This window comes from Bacteroides sp. An322, from assembly GCF_002161765.1.
Classification (GTDB): Bacteria; Bacteroidota; Bacteroidia; order Bacteroidales; family Bacteroidaceae; genus Phocaeicola; species Phocaeicola merdavium.
This window is the reverse complement of record NZ_NFIN01000010.1, coordinates 92,224-109,818: the sequence shown is the minus strand read 5'-3', so window position 1 is coordinate 109,818 and position 17,595 is coordinate 92,224. Positions and strand designations below refer to the sequence as shown.

Here is a 17,595-nt window from a genome sequence, read left to right as displayed (position 1 = left end):
GCGATACCCGATTTTTGGCGGACGGAGGAGAATGGCGTACCTTTGCAATATGGAAATTTTCAATTTACCAACCATTGTCATGCTGAACTAACACTGTAGGGGCAGGGTTTGCCTGCCCGGATGCGCCCACAGATGCATACGCGGATGTATTCAGGGCGGGCAGACCCCGCCCCTACAGATTAACAATGAAACTTTACTGAACTATGAACAACAAAAAGAAAACAATTGTTCCGACATATTCTTTATTGACCCATTGGTTGTTGTCTATTTGTCATTTATTTCGTATCTTTGCGCCAAAATACGTACCGATTATGATTAAGCCAGACTATCCTTCCGTACTCCTTATCTATACCGGCGGAACAATCGGCATGATTGAGAATCCGGCAACGGGAGCGTTGGAAGCCTTCAATTTCGACCAACTTCAAGAGAACGTACCGGAACTGAAACGCTTCAATTACCGCATCTCTTCGTACCAGTTTACGCCGCCTATCGACTCTTCGGACATGGAGCCGGCATTATGGGCTAAGCTAGTGAAGATTATCCAATATAACTACGAAAACTTCGACGGATTCGTCATCCTGCACGGAACGGACACCATGGCTTATACGGCTTCTGCACTGAGTTTCATGCTGGAAAACCTGAGCAAGCCGGTCATCCTGACGGGAAGCCAGTTGCCTATCGGCGTATTGCGCACCGACGGGAAAGAAAACCTCATCACTTCCATCGAAATCGCCGCGGCAAAATACCCTGACGGACGTGCAGTGGTGCCCGAAGTATGCATCTTCTTCGAGAACCTGCTCCTGCGAGGGAACCGGACCACGAAAATCAACGCAGAGAACTTCAATGCCTTCCGTTCGTTCAACTATCCTCCACTCGCCACGGCAGGCATACACATCAAATACGAGTACGACCGCATCCGAAAAGCAAATCCCGACATCCCGATGCACCCGCACTTCGTGTTCGACACCAATGTAATTATCCTCACCATTTTCCCCGGCATTCAGGAAAATATCGTGAGCAACGTATTAAACACGCCGGGGCTGAAGGCGGTGGTGCTGAAGACCTACGGGTCGGGAAACGCGCCCCAGAAACCATGGTTCATCCGCTTGCTGAAGGAAGCTACAGAGCGGGGTATCGTCATCGTCAATATCTCGCAATGCCCTACGGGAATGGTGGAAATGGCACGCTACGAAACGGGACTTCACCTGCTGGACGCCGGTGTCATCAGCGGATACGACTCGACCGTAGAAAGCGTGCTGACCAAGCTGATGTTTCTGTTAGGGCACGGCCTTACCCCGCAACAGATACGCAACGAAATGCACCGTCCGATAGCAGGAGAATTTACAAGGGCTGAATTGTAATAATATTGTAACACCTATTTCACACTAAAGAAACACGAAAGGCGCATCTTTGCGTGCAGAAATATTCACCACAGATTACACAGATTAAAAACAATTATTAATTCATGAATCTGTGTAATCTGTGGTAAAAATAAACAGAAAAGCCATGAACGAATACCGAATCCTTGTAGTAGACGATGAAGACGACTTGTGCGAAATCCTGAAGTTCAACCTCGAAATGGAAGGATACAAAGTAGACACGGCAAACTCAGCCGAAGAAGCGTTGAAGCTAGACCTTACGCAATACAACCTGCTTTTGCTGGACGTGATGATGGGGGAAATCTCCGGATTCAAAATGGCGCGGATGCTGAAAGCCGATAAAGACACCATGAATATCCCCATTATCTTCATCACGGCAAAAGACACGGAAAACGATACCATTACGGGCTTCAACTTAGGAGCGGACGACTATATTTCGAAACCGTTTTCGCTACGCGAAGTCATTATGCGCGTGAAAGCCGTATTGCGCCGGACTGCCAATCTCCAGCGAAAAGAAAGCGACGAATTGCAATACAAGGGATTGACTATCAACATTTCCCAAAAGAAAGTATCTATCGACGGGGAAGAAATCCCGCTTACGAAAAAGGAATTTGAAATCCTCTTACTCTTGCTCCAAAATGCCGGACGGGTGTTCTCTCGCGAAGACATCCTTTCGAAGGTATGGAACGACGAGGTGTACGTGCTGGACCGCACGATAGACGTCAACATTACCCGCCTGCGCAAGAAAATAGGCGAATACGGGAAAAACATCGTCACCCGCCTGGGATACGGATATTGTTTCGAATGCGAATGAATCTTTTTTCACCTTTCACCACAGATTATGACCAAACTGATGTACCGTCTGCTTCCGTTCAGCAAGCGATTGTTCTTCTCTGTTGTCTTGTTGTTCATCTCTTTTGCAGTTTGCTTCCTGCTATTTCAGTATAAAAGAGAAAAAGAATACAAGAGCGACCTGCTCAACATGCAGCTACAAAACTATAACAACCGCATGTACGACTTCATTGCAGACGAAGGCGAACTTGATACCGACTCTTTGCACCATTATGTGACCACCCACATGATTCCAGACTTGCGCGTGACCCTCATCACTCCGCAAGGCAAGGTGGTGTATGACAATATCCAGCCCGACACGAACCGGTTTGAGAACCACCGCACACGCAAGGAAGTGCAAGACGCCCTGATGTACGGAAGCGGATACGACATCAGCCGCCATTCGGCAAGCATCAAAGGAGAAGCATACTTTTACTCCGCACGCTATTACCCTTCGCAACAACTCATCATCCGCTCGGCACTCCCGTATAACGTGAGCCTGAGCAAACACCTGAAAGCCGATTCGGAATATGTATGGTTCACGCTGGCTATCAGCCTGTTGCTAATCATTATGTTTTACCGGTACACCCAAAAATTAGGCACATCAATAACCCAACTTCAACAATTCGCGCTAAAAGCCGACCGGAACGAGGCAATAGACATCTCGGAAACATTCCCTAAAAACGAATTAGGGGAAATCTCCGAACACATCATCAAGATATACCAACGGCTTCACCGCACAAAGGAAGCGTTGTACATTGAGCGAGAAAAATTAATTTCACACCTACAGACCTCTCACGAAGGGCTGGGCGTATTCACACGCGAAAGGAAAGAGATATTGGTGAACAACCTGTTTACCCAATACGCCAACACCATTTCCGACCACAACCTGACTTCGACCGAAGAAGTGTTCGGAATCGCCGAGCTTCAGCCCATTACGGAATTCCTGAACAAGAACGAAGGAAATTTCAGCAAAGAAGAGAAAAGGCTCGCCCTGCATGTGGACAAGAACGGACGCTCGTTCTCAGTGGAATGCATCATCTTCCAAGACCTGTCGTTCGAGGTATCTATCATCGACATCACTCAAGAAGAACAACAAGCCCGCTTGAAACGCCAACTCACGCAAAACATCGCACACGAACTGAAAACACCGGTGAGCAGCATTCAGGGATATTTGGAGACTATCATCAATACACCTAATCTTCCGGCTGAGACCATGCATACCTTCTTAGAACGAAGTTATGCGCAAAGCAACCGCCTGACCGTATTGCTACGCGACATCTCGGTACTGACCCGCATGGACGAAGCGCCTAACCTGGTAGAGAGGGAAACCATCAACTTGAGCCTGATGATAAAAAACATGCTGAACGAAGTGGCATTGGCATTGGAAGAAAAGCATATTACGGTCATCAACCGTATGCCTCACGAACTGACCATAAACGGAAACAGCTCATTGCTCTACTCCATTTTCCGAAACCTGATGGACAATGCCATTGCATACGCAGGCACAGGGATAACCGTGAAAATCAATTGCTTCCGCGAAGACGAAAAGTTTTATTACTTCAGCTTCTCCGATACGGGCGTAGGCGTACCCGAAGAGCACCTGAACCGCATTTTCGAACGTTTTTACCGGATAGATAAAGGACGCTCGCGCAAATTAGGAGGCACCGGACTGGGGCTTGCTATCGTAAAGAACGCCGTACTCTTCCACGGAGGAACTATCTTTGCCAAGAACAACCCCAGCGGAGGACTGGAGTTCGTATTCACCTTAAGAAAGGAGAAAGAAGCGTAAACGCGCTATATAACACTCCACGTGCAGACAAAATCGGGATGAAGCATGTAATGAACCGGATAGCTTGCCGCTTGCGAAGTACGGCACTCGCATCCGGTAAAGCATCCTTCCGAACAAAGCCGGAAAGGCAAGATGCGAAGGTGGTTCCTGAAATCGACTTCCGCTTGATTCATGAGCTTAAACATCGTCTCTTTCGCCGACCAATGCAGGAGCATATAATATAAGGTGGAGCGTTCCGCACCTCCGGAATAAGTTTCCAACGCCTCTTTTTCCCCGTGCAACTCTTCCTTAGACATAAAGCGGTCGGCTACTTTTAATACCCTGCCCGAAACCTGCTCGATATCAATGCCCACTTCCCGCGTAAGATGAAGAGCAATAGCCACATATCCTTTAGTATGGGAAATGGACAAATGAAAACTCCCGTCCGCCAAGAAAGGCTTCCCCGAAGGCTCATGGCAAATCTCTTTTTCTTCACCACACACCTCAGCCAGCAATACCCTTACCGCCAGGTATTCGCTACGCCGGGATTCGGCTTTCATCCGGGAAATATCAGCATCATAAGGGAATGCCCCTTTCAATAAAGCCCTCAATTGCCCGTTCGATTCTTCCACTTTCCAAATAGCGAACACACCTTCCCCGCTCGTCCAAGATTTAAACAGAGGCATTTTTCTTTGTCACTTTTACTTTCACAATACGGTGTGCATCCATTTCGAGCACTTCAAACACAAAATCCTTATAACGGATAATCTCATGCAAGGCGGGAAACTCTCCCTTTAACTCCAATACGAGCCCTGCAAGCGTATCCGAATCTCCGGCAGCCTCCTCAAACTCGTCTGAATCGACATCTACAATCTTATAAAAATCGGCAAGCAAGGTTTTCCCCTCAAAGACATATACATTATCGGAAAGCTTCACATAATTATGCTCTTCTTCATCATATTCGTCATTGATTTCACCCACAATTTCCTCGATAATATCTTCCATCGTAACCAATCCCGATGTACCTCCAAACTCATCCACCACGATAGCGATATGAATCTTATTAGCCTGAAAATCACGAAGCAAATCATCAATCATCTTCGTTTCCGGAACGAAATAAGCCGGACGTATCAGGTTTTGCCATTTAAAATCCTCCCCTTTATCAATAAAAGGCAACAAGTCTTTTATATAGAGAATGCCCTTGATATTATCACGGGATTCCTCGTAAACCGGAATACGGGAATACGCATTGTCTACCACACACTTGATAACATCCGGGAACGGAGTATCAATCTCCAAATCCACCATATCCAGCCGGGAAGTCATGACCTCCTTTGCCGTCTCTTCCCCAAACCGGATAATGCCTTCCAACATATTACTCTCCTCTGATATTTCATCTTTATCAGTCAACTCAAGCGCTTGAGACAATTCATCTACAGACAAGTTCGCTTTTTTATTGTATTTCTGAGCTATCCGCCCCACCCCCAAAGCCGAGCGGACCAATACATTGGAAACAGGCTTAAATAGCCAATGCAAAAAACAAACAGGAGCAACAACAATCCGACAGAATTTTAAAGAGTTTTGTGCAGAATAAATGCGAGGCATTATTTCTCCAAATAGCAATAACAAGAAAGTCAAAAGAAGTGTAAGCAAAATAAATTCTACCACATAAGCCCCTTCCCATTGCACCACATCAGAAAAGAAATAGGCACACAAAAGAACGATAGCAACATTGACAACTTTATTAGAAACCCAAATAGCCGCAAGCAAATGTTCGGAATCATCCAATAACTTCCGAATCTTCCGGTCCGCAACCGATTTTTCTTCATTCACTTCATCCAAATCATCTTCGGTCAATGAAAAGAAAGCAATTTCTGAAGCCGAAATCAAACCGGACACCCACAATAACAATATAGCTAAAACTATGGCTACAACCGCCCCTACCGAAGGAGACACAAAGCAAAGTCCGTTAAACCAATCTTTTAAAAAAGATAAATACGAGTCAGAGTCCAAAATAATAGATTTTAGTTAAACATCAGATTCATATTACCCAGCGGTTATATACCTTTAAAAAGGCAAATCATCCGCGGCATTCGTTTGCTGGGCAGGTTGTGCCGAAACGGCAGGTTGCTGATTGGGAACCATCGGCTGGGGCTGCCCGCTCTGAACGGAGCGTGGAGTCAACATTTCCATATTGTCCCCAAAAATCTCCACCACATAGCGTTTGATTCCGTTCTGGTCGTCATACGAACGCGAACGGATTTTCCCTTCTATATACAGTTTGTCGCCTTTGTGCACATACTTTTCGGCTATTTCCGCCAGTCTATTCCACAACACAATGTTGTGCCATTCCGTGCGTTCGGGCACCTGCGTGCCGTTCGCCAAGGTATATCCTCTGTCAGTAGTGGCAAGCGTAAATGCCGCCACCGCCACTCCATTATCCAGATAGCGCACATCCGGGTCTTTTCCCACATTGCCTATCAACTGAACTTTATTTAATGACATAATCCTCCTTATTTACTTATTTTGGTCTCAAAAGTAACGAAAAAAAACGAGATATCAAGCGCGGAACCGCAAATTTGTGTAAATCATCCCTCAAAACCTTCTGAAATGCTCCCTTAGGCATTTCTTTTTCCGCTATCACCACTTCATAACAATCGGCATAAATCACCCGATGCGAAAGTACATGCTTCACTTGCTTAGCTACCATCCGGGTAGCCTGAATCTCACATCCCTCGAATAATTTCTTATACTCAGGAAGCCTGCAAACCTCTTCTTCCGCCATTTCCCTATCAGCCTCAACCAATGGGAACTCATACAAATTATGCCAAATATCACCCGACTCCCGCTTATGAAGAAATGTATATTCCCCCGCGCGTACATAGAAATAAATAAAGTATCGGTTTGTCACCTTAGTCTTATGTTGCTTCATCGGAAGCGCATCTACCAACCCTTTTTGTAAAGCTACGCAACTATCCGATAAAGGACAAAACAAACAAGAAGGAGAAGAAGGCACACACTGGATGGCACCGAAATCCATAATCGCCTGATTGTACAGAGCCGGCGCAGACCGTTCCAGCAGCTCGTCCGCCAGCGCCGCAAACAGCTTCTTGCCCCGCACCGTATCAATCGGTTCTTCAACCCCCATCCAGCGGGATAAAACCCGGTACACATTCCCATCTACCACCGCATAAGGCATATCGTAAGCAAAAGAGCAGATAGCCGCCGCCGTATAATCGCCCACCCCTTTCAGCTTCCGCACCTCCTCGTACGTATTTGGGAAAATTCCCCGACCGGCTATCGAACGGGCTGCCTCATGCAAATTCCGCGCACGGGAATAATACCCCAATCCCTGCCAGTATTTCATCACCTCATCTTCATCCGCCTCAGCCAAAGCAAACACATCGGGGAACCGCTTGATAAAGCGGCAATAGTAATCATATCCCTGCACGACACGGGTCTGCTGAAGGATAATTTCCGATATCCATATTTTGTAAGGGTCTTTCGTATTTCTCCAAGGCAAATCCCGCTTGTTTTCCTGATACCAACGTATTAATATTTCGCCAAACCGACTCATCTTTTCACTATCTTCAGATTAAAAAACACTTAAAGTCCTGCAAAAATACAGGTTTTGAAGATGCTAAAAACACTTTTTCTAAAATTTGTTCAAAAGAAATTTCGCCATGAGCGAGAAAAGCTATATATTTGCAATCCAAAAAATTAAGATAACGTATAACAATAATTATTAGGCGAAATGACTAAAGCAGATATTGTAAACGAAATTGCCAAAAACACTGGTATTGACAGACAAACCGTATTGACTACGTTGGAAGCATTTATGGAATCTGTAAAGGTTTCATTATCAAACGACGAGAATGTATACCTTCGGGGTTTCGGTAGTTTCATTGTGAAGAAAAGAGCGCAGAAGACTGCCCGTAACATTTCAAAAAATACGACGATTATTATCCCGGAACACAATATTCCGGCATTTAAACCGGCAAAAACGTTTACTCTTTCAGTAAAAAAATAAATTAACATTAGTATTAACCCTATAAAATTTTGAAGCTATGCCAAGCGGAAAGAAAAGAAAAAGACATAAAATGTCTACTCACAAGCGTAAAAAAAGACTAAGAAAGAACAGACATAAAAGCAAAAAATAATTGTTAGTCTGTCCGACTTCAATAAAGAACAAACTTGCAAAGCTCCTCAATAGTCTTTCAGGTTTGTTCTTTGTGTATGAAGAGTCTTTATAATTGGAATCATTAGTTATTAACCTCTAAACCAAGTAATCAAGTGACAAGCGAATTAGTAGTAGATGTACAGCCGAAAGAAATTTCAATCGCTCTGCTGGAAGACAAAAACCTGGTAGAGTTCCAGAAAGAAGAAAGAAACCTTTCTTTTTCGGTCGGCAACATGTACGTGGGCAAAGTAAGAAAACTGATGCCCGGACTGAACGCCTGCTTTATAGATGTCGGTTTCGAAAAAGACGCTTTCCTTCATTACTTAGACCTAGGTCCTCAATTTCTTTCTTTTCAGAAGTATCTGAAGCAAGTTATCAGCGACCGGAAGAAACTTTATCCCATGACGAAGGCTTCCATGCTGCCCGATATAGAGAAAGAGGGAAGCATCTCGAACGTCCTCCAACAAGGACAGGAAGTCATCGTGCAAATCGTAAAAGAGCCTATATCGACCAAGGGACCGCGCTTGACATGCGAGCTCTCGTTTGCCGGACGGTATTTGGTACTTATCCCTTTTAACGATAAAGTTTCGGTTTCGCAAAAAATCAAGTCAAGTGAAGAACGGGCACGCCTCAAACAGCTATTACAAAGCATCAAACCGAAAAACTTCGGGATTATCGTACGCACAGTAGCTGAAGGGAAGCGCGTAGCAGAATTGGATGCCGAACTGAAAGTCTTGCTGAAACATTGGGAAGAGACCATCACCAAAGTACAAAAGGCAACCAAATTGCCCACCTTAGTGTATGAAGAGACAAGCCGCACCGTAGCCATGTTGCGCGACTTGTTCAATCCTTCATACGAAAACATCTATGTAAACGATGAAACGGTTTACAATGAAGTAAAAAATTACGTAGCTTTGATTGCGCCCGACCGAACAGGCATTGTCAAGCTATACACAGGTCAACTTCCTATTTTTGATAACTTTGCTATCACCAAACAAATTAAGTCATCGTTCGGCAAAACCGTCTCTTATAAAAGTGGAGCCTATCTGATTATCGAACATACCGAAGCGCTCCACGTAGTAGACGTGAATAGCGGAAACCGCTCGAAAGCCGCTAACGGACAAGAAGCCAATGCCCTCGATGTCAATTTGGGCGCAGCCGATGAGTTGGCTCGCCAACTTCGGTTAAGGGATATGGGAGGCATCATCGTTGTCGACTTCATCGACATGAACCTTGCCGAGAACAGGCAGAAGCTCTATGAACGTATGTGCCAGAATATGCAGAAAGACCGTGCGAAACATAATATTCTGCCCCTTAGCAAATTCGGACTGATGCAAATCACACGCCAGCGGGTACGTCCGGCTATGGATGTCACGACAGACGAAGATTGCCCTACCTGTTTCGGAAAAGGGAAAATCAAGCCTTCTATCCTGTTTACGGATACATTGGAAAGTAAAATCGACTATCTGGTCAATAAGTTGAAGGTAAAAAAATTTACATTGCATATCCACCCTTACGTGGCGGCATACATCAATCAAGGGATTGTATCGCTGAAACGAAAATGGCAAATGAAATACGGGTTTGGAATCAAAATCATTCCCAACCAAAGCCTTGCCTTCCTGCAATATAAATTCTACGATGCTCACAATGAAGAGATTGACATGAAAGAAGAGTTCGAAATCAAATAAAAGAAAGGATGCGTGACTTGCGCATCCTTTCTTTTTTCAATCAACAAACAATAAATAATCTCATCCACATTTGTATATCTCACCCTATTCTATTATTTTTGGGATAATATTCATCAAAATGGAAACACATTATCGGCTTCAAAAAGAAAAAAATGAAACATATACTGAAACTAATTCTATTCTTGCTTGCAAGTATTTCATTCTGCCAATGCAACCAAGACATCTTTGTGGAAGAGCCATATGGCCAAGACACCCCTACGGAAGAGTTTGCCCCCGAAATAACCGAATATACATTAAACGGCGAAGGAGATTCAATCACTATACAATTCCTTTCGGAAAAATGGGAAATCTCAGGCTTTCATTTCAACGCTGATGAAAACATGTTCCGTGAAAAATGGGAATATATCCCTTACGATGAACAAGATACCATATATACCTGGGAACCTATTCTATGGACAGGCAGAGGCAAAGGAGTCTACAAAGACCCGTTTACCCAAGTGACCGTAGAAAGAGAACGGTACGATGAACTGAAAGTAAAGGTAGAAGGAAATAGCTATGCCGTTCCTTATCAGTTTTGCATAACGACATCAAACGCATCCGATTTAAAAACCATTTATATCAATATACTTCCGGGTACTCCCTATCAAATAGACCGGGTTGAATACAGTCTGGACGCTTTCTATACCAGCCAATCAGAAGAAAAAAGAGGCGGAGACTATATAACCAATCACACTTCCCAACCTACAAGCTGGCAGGTAGACGTATTCAAAAATGCATATAGCCTCATCGAGTTCGAACCAGATACCGATTATCCCTATCCACTTACGGAGCCTGAAACCAAACTCCCTATCCCTTATTTCAATCCGGAAACAAATAAGCTGGAAATAGGCAATGAAGAAGCCAACTACCCTCCGGGTACACAAATAATACCGGTTAAACTTCCAGATACCATTTACAACATAACCATCCCGGCTAATTCTAAAATGACTATACAAGTTTATTGGATATGGAACGAAATCATCACGCCCTACAAGATTTATTTTGTCCAACCCAAGACCGGAAAACGTTATGAAGCCGAAGGGATGTTCCGCAGACTTATGCCCATCGACCATCGTATAACCACTTCAATTATAGAATAACAAATCATGAATTTCAGATATATTTTTTTACTTTGCCTCTTGATAATATCCCTAAAAGGATATGCTACAAGCGATACGATTATCCGTAAACCGATACACCACCAAATAGGATTCGATATCCGTCCGGGGTACGTCATGCCTACCCATGGTTTCTTCGAAGGCACAAATGCACAAGGAAAACCCATACGTAATGTACTCTCCGCACACTTAAAATATGCTTTCCGGTTCAATCCGAATTCATCAATCGGACAACTTTACCCACATGCCTATCAAGGCATAGGTGTTTCGTACACTTCTTTTTTCAATGCTTCCGAACTAGGAAACCCTATCAGCGTCTATGTATTTCAAGGCTCACAAATAGCCCGTCTTTCTTCCCGACTGACTTTAGATTATGAATGGAACTTCGGCGCATCATTTGGCTGGAAGAAATACAATGAAATAACAAACCCCTATAATGATGTGATAGGCTCAAAAATCAACGCTTACCTGAACATAGGATTTCTCTTAAATTGGCAATTGGCTCCCGAATGGAAATTGACCGCAGGTATAGAAGCTACTCATTATTCGAATGGGAATAGCAATTATCCCAATGCGGGAGTAAACACAATAGGAGGACGTATCGGAGTAATACGGACATTCGATAGTGGAGAAAAAAGGTCTCAATCATTCAAACAAGAAAACGTTACACCCAAAGGTTCTCCATTTAGTTACGACCTTATTATATACGGAGCGACTCGGCGCAAAGGAATTATTTGGCCCAATGAAAAATATTTAATTCCGGGTTCGTTTGGCGTAGTAGGACTAAATTTCAACCCGCTCTACCGAATAAACAAATATTTCCGTGCCGGGCTTTCATTGGATGCCCAATACGATGAAAGTGCCAACTTAAAAGAACACGTTGCCGGAACTACTGACTATACACTGCAAAATGGAGATAAGAAATTTTATCGTCCTCCATTCCGCGAACAGTTCGCCGTAGGACTTTCCCTCCGTGCCGAACTGACCATGCCTATCTTCTGCATCAACTTCGGCATCGGGCGTAATCTTATTTATAAAGGAGAAGACACAAAAGGCTTTTATCAGATATTGGCACTGAAAACCTTTGTTACCCCGCGCCTTTTCTTGCATACAGGTTATCAGCTGAGCAAGTTTAGCGACCCGAATAACTTAATGTTAGGGTTGGGATACCGATTTTAATTTATCTTCATCCATTTTCCCCGCTCCAGCCGAATCAGAAAAATGATGCCGCGGAAACAGAGTTCGATGCACATCGCAAGCCATACGCCGTTCAATCCCATTGTCGGAGCTAGCCAGGCAGCCAACGTCAGGCGTACAGCCCAAATGCTGAAGAAATTCATCAGGCAAGGGATTATCGTATTTCCCGCACCTACGAAAACACCGTATGCCACAATCGCAGCCGCAAACATCGGCTCGGCAAAGGCTTCGATGCGCAACGCCTGGACGCCCAATTCCAATACCTCGGCATCAGGGGTCATCGTGCCGATAATCAACGGAGCGGCTACATACATAATGACACCCATAATGCCCATCACCGCCATGCCCATGCCTACCGTGATGCGGGCAAAACGCCGGGTCAACTCCTTCCTGCCTGCCCCCATGCTCTGACCAACCAACGTCGTAGCGGCATCGGCGATACCGTATCCGGGCATATAGCAAAGGCTCTCGGCTGTAATGGCAAACGAATTAGCTGCAATAGCGAATACCCCTAATGGAGCCACAATGACCGTAGTCAGAATCTGCGCCCCGCAAATCACGGCATGTTCTATCCCCATCGGTCCTCCGATATGAACGGCTTTCCGCAAAACAACCGAAGTAGGGCGGAAACGTCCTTTCTCGTGCACCAAACCCAATTCCTTGGAACGGGTAGCCAAATACCAAAGCATCAGTCCCGCTACCACTAATTCGGCTAATCCGGTACCTACGGCAGCTCCGGCAACACCCCATCCGGCACCGGGCATAAACACGTCCAACCCGAACAACGAGATCTGACGGGAAGGAAAAATAAGGAAATAATTGAAAACCACATCCAGCAGACACATCAAGACATTCAGCAGACTGGGCACACGCATATTCCCGCTACAGCGAAGCATGCCACCAGCCAAGAAACACAACTGCATCATCGGCAGGAACGCCGCATAAATCAGGAAATAAACCGAAGCCTCGTGATTGATGACCTCTGCCCCACCCAACCAGCGAGGCAACGCACCACTGATGCCCATGCCGACACCCGCCAACAGCAGGCTGAACAACAAAACCAACACAAGCGACTGGCGCAACACGGCACGGGCTTCATGAAACTTTCCTCCGCCGATGCAATGTGCCACCTGAACGGCAAACCCCGTGGAAGCTGCGCTACACAAACCGCTGAACAACCACGTGGTAGTGGATACCAAGCCAATGGACGCTGAAGCATTGGCACCCAAACTACCCACCATAGCCGCATCAATGTATTGCATCACAATAGAAGACAACTGTGCCACCATTGCCGGTATACTCAACTGAACGGTAAGCAAAAGCTGCTGACGGAAGGTCATCGCACGCCCTTCACGTATCAATACAAGCAAGTCATTTTTTCCAAAATTCATAGGATACAATTTATTCCAGATGCAAAGATACTGCAAAATAGTATACCACAGTTACCCGAATTACGGATAAAAGTAACCCCTCCTAATGAATTCATCTAAAAATGCGGACAAAACCAACCGGTATTTCGAAGATTAGCCTTCATTTTGAGACAGACTTGAAACCCATGCACTACTTACGGAAAGGAGGCTTCACGACTTGCGCCTTCAGCTTCCGTCCCCGATTGTCCAAATAGATTTCAGTACCCGGTTTCGAAAAGGCAGTCTGCACATAGCCTAACCCGATACCTATCTTACGGATAGGCGACATGGTGCCCGAAGTGACATGACCGATTTCTGTGCCTTCGGCATCAACCAACTTATAGCCGTGACGCGGGATGCCCCGGTCTTTCATCTCGAAGCCTACCAATTTGCGGCTGACTCCTTCGGCTTTCTGCTTCTCCAAAGCAGCACGATTGGTGAACTCCTTTCCTTCGACAAACTTCGTAATCCAGCCCAATCCAGCTTCGATAGGCGAAGTCGTATCGTCAATATCATTACCATACAAGCAGAAGCCCATTTCCAGCCTTAACGTATCGCGTGCGCCCAAACCAACCGGCTTAATACCAAACTCAGCGCCTGCTTCGAAAATTGCATTCCAAATACGGTCGGCATCTTCAGGATAAAAATAGAGTTCAAAACCTCCTGCACCGGTATAGCCAGTATTGGAAATAATGACTTGCGGCACTCCTGCAAAGTCACCTACACGAAAATGGTAATAAGGTATCTCCGACAAGTCCAGCGAAGTCAGTTTCTGAAGCGTGGGCAATGCTTTCGGACCTTGCACGGCAAGCTGCCCCATGCGGTCGGAAGCATTTTCCAGTTCAGCCCCTACCGTATTATGAGAGACACACCAGTTCCAATCTTTCTCTATATTGGCAGCATTGACCACCAACAAATATTTTTCCTGACCGTAATCATATACCAGCAAATCATCGACAATGCCTCCCGTCTCATTCGGGAAACAAGTATATTGCACCTTACCCGGCGTAAGCACAGCCGCATTGTTCGAAGTAACCCGTTGGATAAAATCGAGGGCATGAGGACCTTTCACCCAAAACTCGCCCATGTGAGAAACATCGAAGACACCGACACCCTGACATACAGTCAGATGTTCATCGATAATACCAGAATACTCAATCGGCATGTTATAGCCCGCAAATTCATGCATCTTGGCACCGAGAGCGATATGCTTCCCGGTAAATGGAGTTGTTTTCATTAGTTCTGTGTTTTAAGGTTTATAAATAATATCACCACAGATTACACAGATTAAATAAATAATTTAGCGGACATACATCATACATATTAATTTATTTAATCTGTGTAATCTGTGGTGAAAGAAAATCAGTATCGCTTCGCGGTGAGTTCGGCTATCTTTGCCACTACTTTCATCGCTTTCTCAATAGACTGTATGGGCACAAACTCATAACGACCGTGGAAATTCAAGCCTCCGGCAAAAATGTTCGGACACGGAAGTCCTTTAAAGGATAATTGCGCACCGTCTGTTCCTCCACGGATGGCTTTTACTTTCGGTTCTACGCCGGCTTCTTTCATTGCCGCAAAAGCAAGGTCGATGATGTGCATCAACGGTTCTACCTGCTGGCGCATATTGTAGTATTGGTCTTTAACCTGGACCTCTACCCTGCCCTGTCCGTACTTTTCATTCAATTTTACGGCACATTCTTGCATAAGAGCTTTACGGGCTTCAAACTTTTCACGGTCATGGTCACGGATGATATACGAAAGCGTAGTATGTTCTACATCCCCTTCCATTCCTATCAGGTGGAAAAAGCCTTCATATCCTTCGGTCATAGCCGGAACTTCATTGACAGGAAGCATACTTACAAATTCGTTTGCCACCAACAATGAATTTACCATCTTATCCTTCGCATACCCCGGATGCACGTTCAGTCCTTTCACCTCAACCTTAGCGGCAGCGGCATTGAAGTTCTCGAATTCCAGTTCGCCTACCTCACCTCCGTCCATGGTATACGCCCATTTGCATCCAAACTTCTCCACATCGAACTTGTGTGCTCCCAGACCGATTTCCTCATCCGGATTGAAGCCGATGCGGATTTTACCGTGTTCGATTTCGGGATGCTCTTTCAAGTAAGCCATTGCTCCTACTATTTCGGCAATACCCGCCTTATCATCCGCGCCCAAAAGCGTATGCCCGTCGGTCACAATCAAATCTTCGCCGATATGGTCGAGCAGCTCCGGAAATTGGTTGGGAGAAAGGATAATGCCTTCTTCTTCACACAACGGGATGTCCTGTCCCTGATAATCTGCCACTATACGCGGCTTCACGTCCTTGCCCGACATATCGGGGCTGGTATCTATATGGGCTATAAAACCGATTGTCGGAATATCCCGGTCAACATTTGCAGGAAGCGTTGCAAACAAATATCCGTTCTCGTCTAACGAAATATCTTCCAAACCTAAATCTTCCAATTCCGATTGCAAATATTTGGCAAATACCATCTGCTTGGACGTACTGGGGGTTATCTCCGTTGTCTCATCAGACTGGGTATCAAAAGAAACATACTTCAAAAAACGTTCTATTACTGTCATAATCGTTTTAAGTTAAAAATTAAACCAAGTAAAGGTAAGAAATAACCTGCATATCACCAAACATCGTTTAAGTTTTTTAGTTTTTAAACATGTAAGTTCTTGGTGGTTTGAATTGTTATATGCTTGAGTTTTTATACATTTGCAACTAATTACGACTTTGATATGAAAAAACTGATAACATGTTGCATTTTGTGCATCCTTACATGCACCGCATTTGCTCAAGAAGCAGATACCACAAGTCTTGCGGTTGACACGCTTTCATCGAAAACCTTGACCAAAAAAGAACTCCGAAGGCAGAAAGTAGCTAAACGGAACTTCCATTATAATATATTAGGAGGTCCGAGCTTCAGCCCCGACTTTGGTTTTTTGGTAGGAGGAAGCGCGTTAATGACGTTCCGGATGAATCCGAAAGATACTACCATGCGGCGTTCGGTACTTCCCTTTGCCATGGCATTTATCTTCAAGGGCGGGCTGAATATCATGGTCAAGCCTCAGTTGTTCTTCAAGAACGACAAGTTCCGCATCTTCGGACAATTCTCTTACAAGAATACACAAGAAAACTTTTATGGCGTGGGCTACTCCACCAACAAAAATTATGTGCGAAGCGATACGACCAGCCAATACCGGTATAGCGGCATCCAAATCAATCCATGGTTCTTGTTCCGTATCAAGGAAACTGATTGGTTCGTTGGTCCGCAAATCGACCTGAATTACGACAAAATAACCAGCCCCGCCAAGCACTTGGTGGAACAAGAAGACTATAAGAAAGCAGGAGGAACTGAAAACGGGTATAAAAACTTCAGTTCGGGACTTGGCTTCTTAGTGACATACGACACGCGCGACATCCCTGCCAATCCGTATAAAGGGCTTTATTTTGACATCCGCGGCTTACTATACCAAAAATGGTTAGGAAGTGATGATAATTTCTACCGTTTCGAATTGGATTACCGCCAATATAAATCGCTGGGAGAACGGAAAGTCATAGCCTGGACGGTGCAAACCAAAAATGTATTCGGCAAACATATTCCGTTGAACAAATATGCCCTAAGCGGCACGCCATTCGACTTGCGCGGGTATTATATGGGACAATACCGCGACAAGAGTTCGCATTTAGCACTGGCAGAATACCGGCAAATGTTCAATACAGACCGAAGCAACTGGCTGAAACGGGTCATCCACCATTTAGGATTCGTGGCATGGGGAGGCGTAGGATTCATGGGACCAAATCCGGGTAAGATAGAAGGCGTGCTTCCCAATGCAGGCCTAGGTTTGCGCATCGAAGTGCAACCCCGCATGAATGTCCGCCTGGATTTCGGACGGAATTTCATCAACAAGCAGAACCTGTTTTATTTCAATATGACGGAAGCGTTTTAATAGTTAATAGTGAATAGTGA

The 17,595-nt window shown here is 45.0% G+C and carries 15 protein-coding genes; 8 read left to right on the top strand and 7 right to left on the bottom strand.

Going from position 1 to position 17,595, the window contains the following annotated elements; genetic code table 11:
• The first annotated feature begins 311 nt into the window (after positions 1 to 311).
• The 3 genes from B5F91_RS07540 to B5F91_RS07530 all read left to right on the top strand — a co-directional run bounded on the left by B5F91_RS07540 (position 312) and on the right by B5F91_RS07530 (position 4,002).
• Positions 312 to 1,361, top strand: a complete 1,050-nt coding sequence (locus B5F91_RS07540; protein WP_087428478.1) for a type I asparaginase — start codon at positions 312 to 314, stop codon at positions 1,359 to 1,361.
• Positions 1,362 to 1,506: 145 nt separating this feature from the next.
• Entirely contained in the window at positions 1,507 to 2,193 is a 687-nt protein-coding gene (locus B5F91_RS07535) for a response regulator transcription factor (RefSeq protein WP_087428477.1), read from the top strand.
• Between the two features lie 27 nt (positions 2,194 to 2,220).
• Complete coding sequence (locus B5F91_RS07530) at positions 2,221 to 4,002, top strand: ATP-binding protein (RefSeq protein ID WP_087428476.1); 1,782 nt, start codon at positions 2,221 to 2,223, stop codon at positions 4,000 to 4,002.
• A gap of 5 nt (positions 4,003 to 4,007) precedes the next feature.
• Here B5F91_RS07530 and B5F91_RS07525 read toward each other — a convergent pair whose 3' ends face one another.
• Genes B5F91_RS07525 through mutY form a run of 4 tightly spaced genes read right to left on the bottom strand, consistent with a single transcriptional unit; the run spans position 4,008 to position 7,558 of the window.
• A complete protein-coding gene (locus B5F91_RS07525) occupies positions 4,008 to 4,667 on the bottom strand; it encodes a 4'-phosphopantetheinyl transferase superfamily protein (RefSeq protein WP_087428475.1) in 660 nt (219 codons plus the stop codon).
• Positions 4,654 to 5,994, bottom strand: coding sequence for a gliding motility-associated protein GldE (gldE, locus tag B5F91_RS07520; protein ID WP_087428474.1), 1,341 nt, complete (start codon positions 5,992 to 5,994; stop codon positions 4,654 to 4,656). Before gldE ends, B5F91_RS07525 begins: the two co-directional genes overlap by 14 nt.
• Before the next feature lie 54 nt (positions 5,995 to 6,048).
• Entirely contained in the window at positions 6,049 to 6,486 is a 438-nt protein-coding gene (gene ssb, locus B5F91_RS07515) for a single-stranded DNA-binding protein (protein ID WP_087428473.1), read from the bottom strand.
• Between the two features lie 16 nt (positions 6,487 to 6,502).
• Positions 6,503 to 7,558, bottom strand: a complete 1,056-nt coding sequence (gene mutY / locus B5F91_RS07510; RefSeq protein WP_087428472.1) for an A/G-specific adenine glycosylase — start codon at positions 7,556 to 7,558, stop codon at positions 6,503 to 6,505.
• A gap of 177 nt (positions 7,559 to 7,735) precedes the next feature.
• Here mutY and B5F91_RS07505 point away from each other — a divergent pair, with 177 nt between their 5' ends.
• From B5F91_RS07505 to B5F91_RS07490, 4 genes are all read left to right on the top strand, one after another.
• Complete coding sequence (locus tag B5F91_RS07505) at positions 7,736 to 8,011, top strand: HU family DNA-binding protein (protein WP_087428471.1); 276 nt, start codon at positions 7,736 to 7,738, stop codon at positions 8,009 to 8,011.
• Between the two features lie 263 nt (positions 8,012 to 8,274).
• Positions 8,275 to 9,849: an Rne/Rng family ribonuclease gene (locus B5F91_RS07500; protein ID WP_087428470.1), complete on the top strand. Its 1,575-nt coding sequence runs from the start codon at positions 8,275 to 8,277 to the stop codon at positions 9,847 to 9,849.
• 152 nt (positions 9,850 to 10,001) lie between these two features.
• Positions 10,002 to 10,988: a hypothetical protein gene (locus B5F91_RS07495; protein WP_087428469.1), complete on the top strand. Its 987-nt coding sequence runs from the start codon at positions 10,002 to 10,004 to the stop codon at positions 10,986 to 10,988.
• 6 nt (positions 10,989 to 10,994) lie between these two features.
• Positions 10,995 to 12,185: an acyloxyacyl hydrolase gene (locus B5F91_RS07490; protein ID WP_087428468.1), complete on the top strand. Its 1,191-nt coding sequence runs from the start codon at positions 10,995 to 10,997 to the stop codon at positions 12,183 to 12,185.
• Here B5F91_RS07490 and B5F91_RS07485 read toward each other — a convergent pair.
• From B5F91_RS07485 to pepT, 3 genes are all read right to left on the bottom strand, one after another.
• On the bottom strand, positions 12,182 to 13,594 hold the full coding sequence (locus B5F91_RS07485) for an MATE family efflux transporter (RefSeq protein ID WP_087428467.1): 1,413 nt from the start codon (positions 13,592 to 13,594) through the stop codon (positions 12,182 to 12,184). The genes B5F91_RS07490 and B5F91_RS07485 overlap by 4 nt on opposite strands.
• Before the next feature lie 169 nt (positions 13,595 to 13,763).
• Entirely contained in the window at positions 13,764 to 14,849 is a 1,086-nt protein-coding gene (gene gcvT, locus B5F91_RS07480) for a glycine cleavage system aminomethyltransferase GcvT (RefSeq protein WP_087428466.1), read from the bottom strand.
• Between the two features lie 125 nt (positions 14,850 to 14,974).
• Positions 14,975 to 16,201, bottom strand: coding sequence for a peptidase T (gene pepT / locus B5F91_RS07475; protein WP_087428465.1), 1,227 nt, complete (start codon positions 16,199 to 16,201; stop codon positions 14,975 to 14,977).
• Positions 16,202 to 16,363: 162 nt separating this feature from the next.
• Here pepT and B5F91_RS07470 point away from each other — a divergent pair, with 162 nt between their 5' ends.
• On the top strand, positions 16,364 to 17,575 hold the full coding sequence (locus B5F91_RS07470) for a BamA/TamA family outer membrane protein (protein WP_087428464.1): 1,212 nt from the start codon (positions 16,364 to 16,366) through the stop codon (positions 17,573 to 17,575).
• Positions 17,576 to 17,595: the final 20 nt, after the last annotated feature.

Bases quoted from the DNA above. Each gene is read 5' to 3' on its own strand.
- gcvT (WP_087428466.1), bottom strand. From the start codon at position 14,849: ATGAAAACAACTCCATTTACCGGGAAGCATATCGCTCTCGGTGCCAAG.
- B5F91_RS07540 (WP_087428478.1), top strand. From the start codon at position 312: ATGATTAAGCCAGACTATCCTTCCGTACTCCTTATCTATACCGGCGGA.
- pepT (WP_087428465.1), bottom strand. From the start codon at position 16,201: ATGACAGTAATAGAACGTTTTTTGAAGTATGTTTCTTTTGATACCCAG.
- B5F91_RS07470 (WP_087428464.1), top strand. From the start codon at position 16,364: ATGAAAAAACTGATAACATGTTGCATTTTGTGCATCCTTACATGCACC.
- B5F91_RS07530 (WP_087428476.1), top strand. From the start codon at position 2,221: ATGACCAAACTGATGTACCGTCTGCTTCCGTTCAGCAAGCGATTGTTC.
- B5F91_RS07495 (WP_087428469.1), top strand. From the start codon at position 10,002: ATGAAACATATACTGAAACTAATTCTATTCTTGCTTGCAAGTATTTCA.
- B5F91_RS07490 (WP_087428468.1), top strand. From the start codon at position 10,995: ATGAATTTCAGATATATTTTTTTACTTTGCCTCTTGATAATATCCCTA.
- B5F91_RS07525 (WP_087428475.1), bottom strand. From the start codon at position 4,667: ATGCCTCTGTTTAAATCTTGGACGAGCGGGGAAGGTGTGTTCGCTATT.
- ssb (WP_087428473.1), bottom strand. From the start codon at position 6,486: ATGTCATTAAATAAAGTTCAGTTGATAGGCAATGTGGGAAAAGACCCG.
- B5F91_RS07535 (WP_087428477.1), top strand. From the start codon at position 1,507: ATGAACGAATACCGAATCCTTGTAGTAGACGATGAAGACGACTTGTGC.
- mutY (WP_087428472.1), bottom strand. From the start codon at position 7,558: ATGAGTCGGTTTGGCGAAATATTAATACGTTGGTATCAGGAAAACAAG.
- B5F91_RS07485 (WP_087428467.1), bottom strand. From the start codon at position 13,594: ATGAATTTTGGAAAAAATGACTTGCTTGTATTGATACGTGAAGGGCGT.
- B5F91_RS07505 (WP_087428471.1), top strand. From the start codon at position 7,736: ATGACTAAAGCAGATATTGTAAACGAAATTGCCAAAAACACTGGTATT.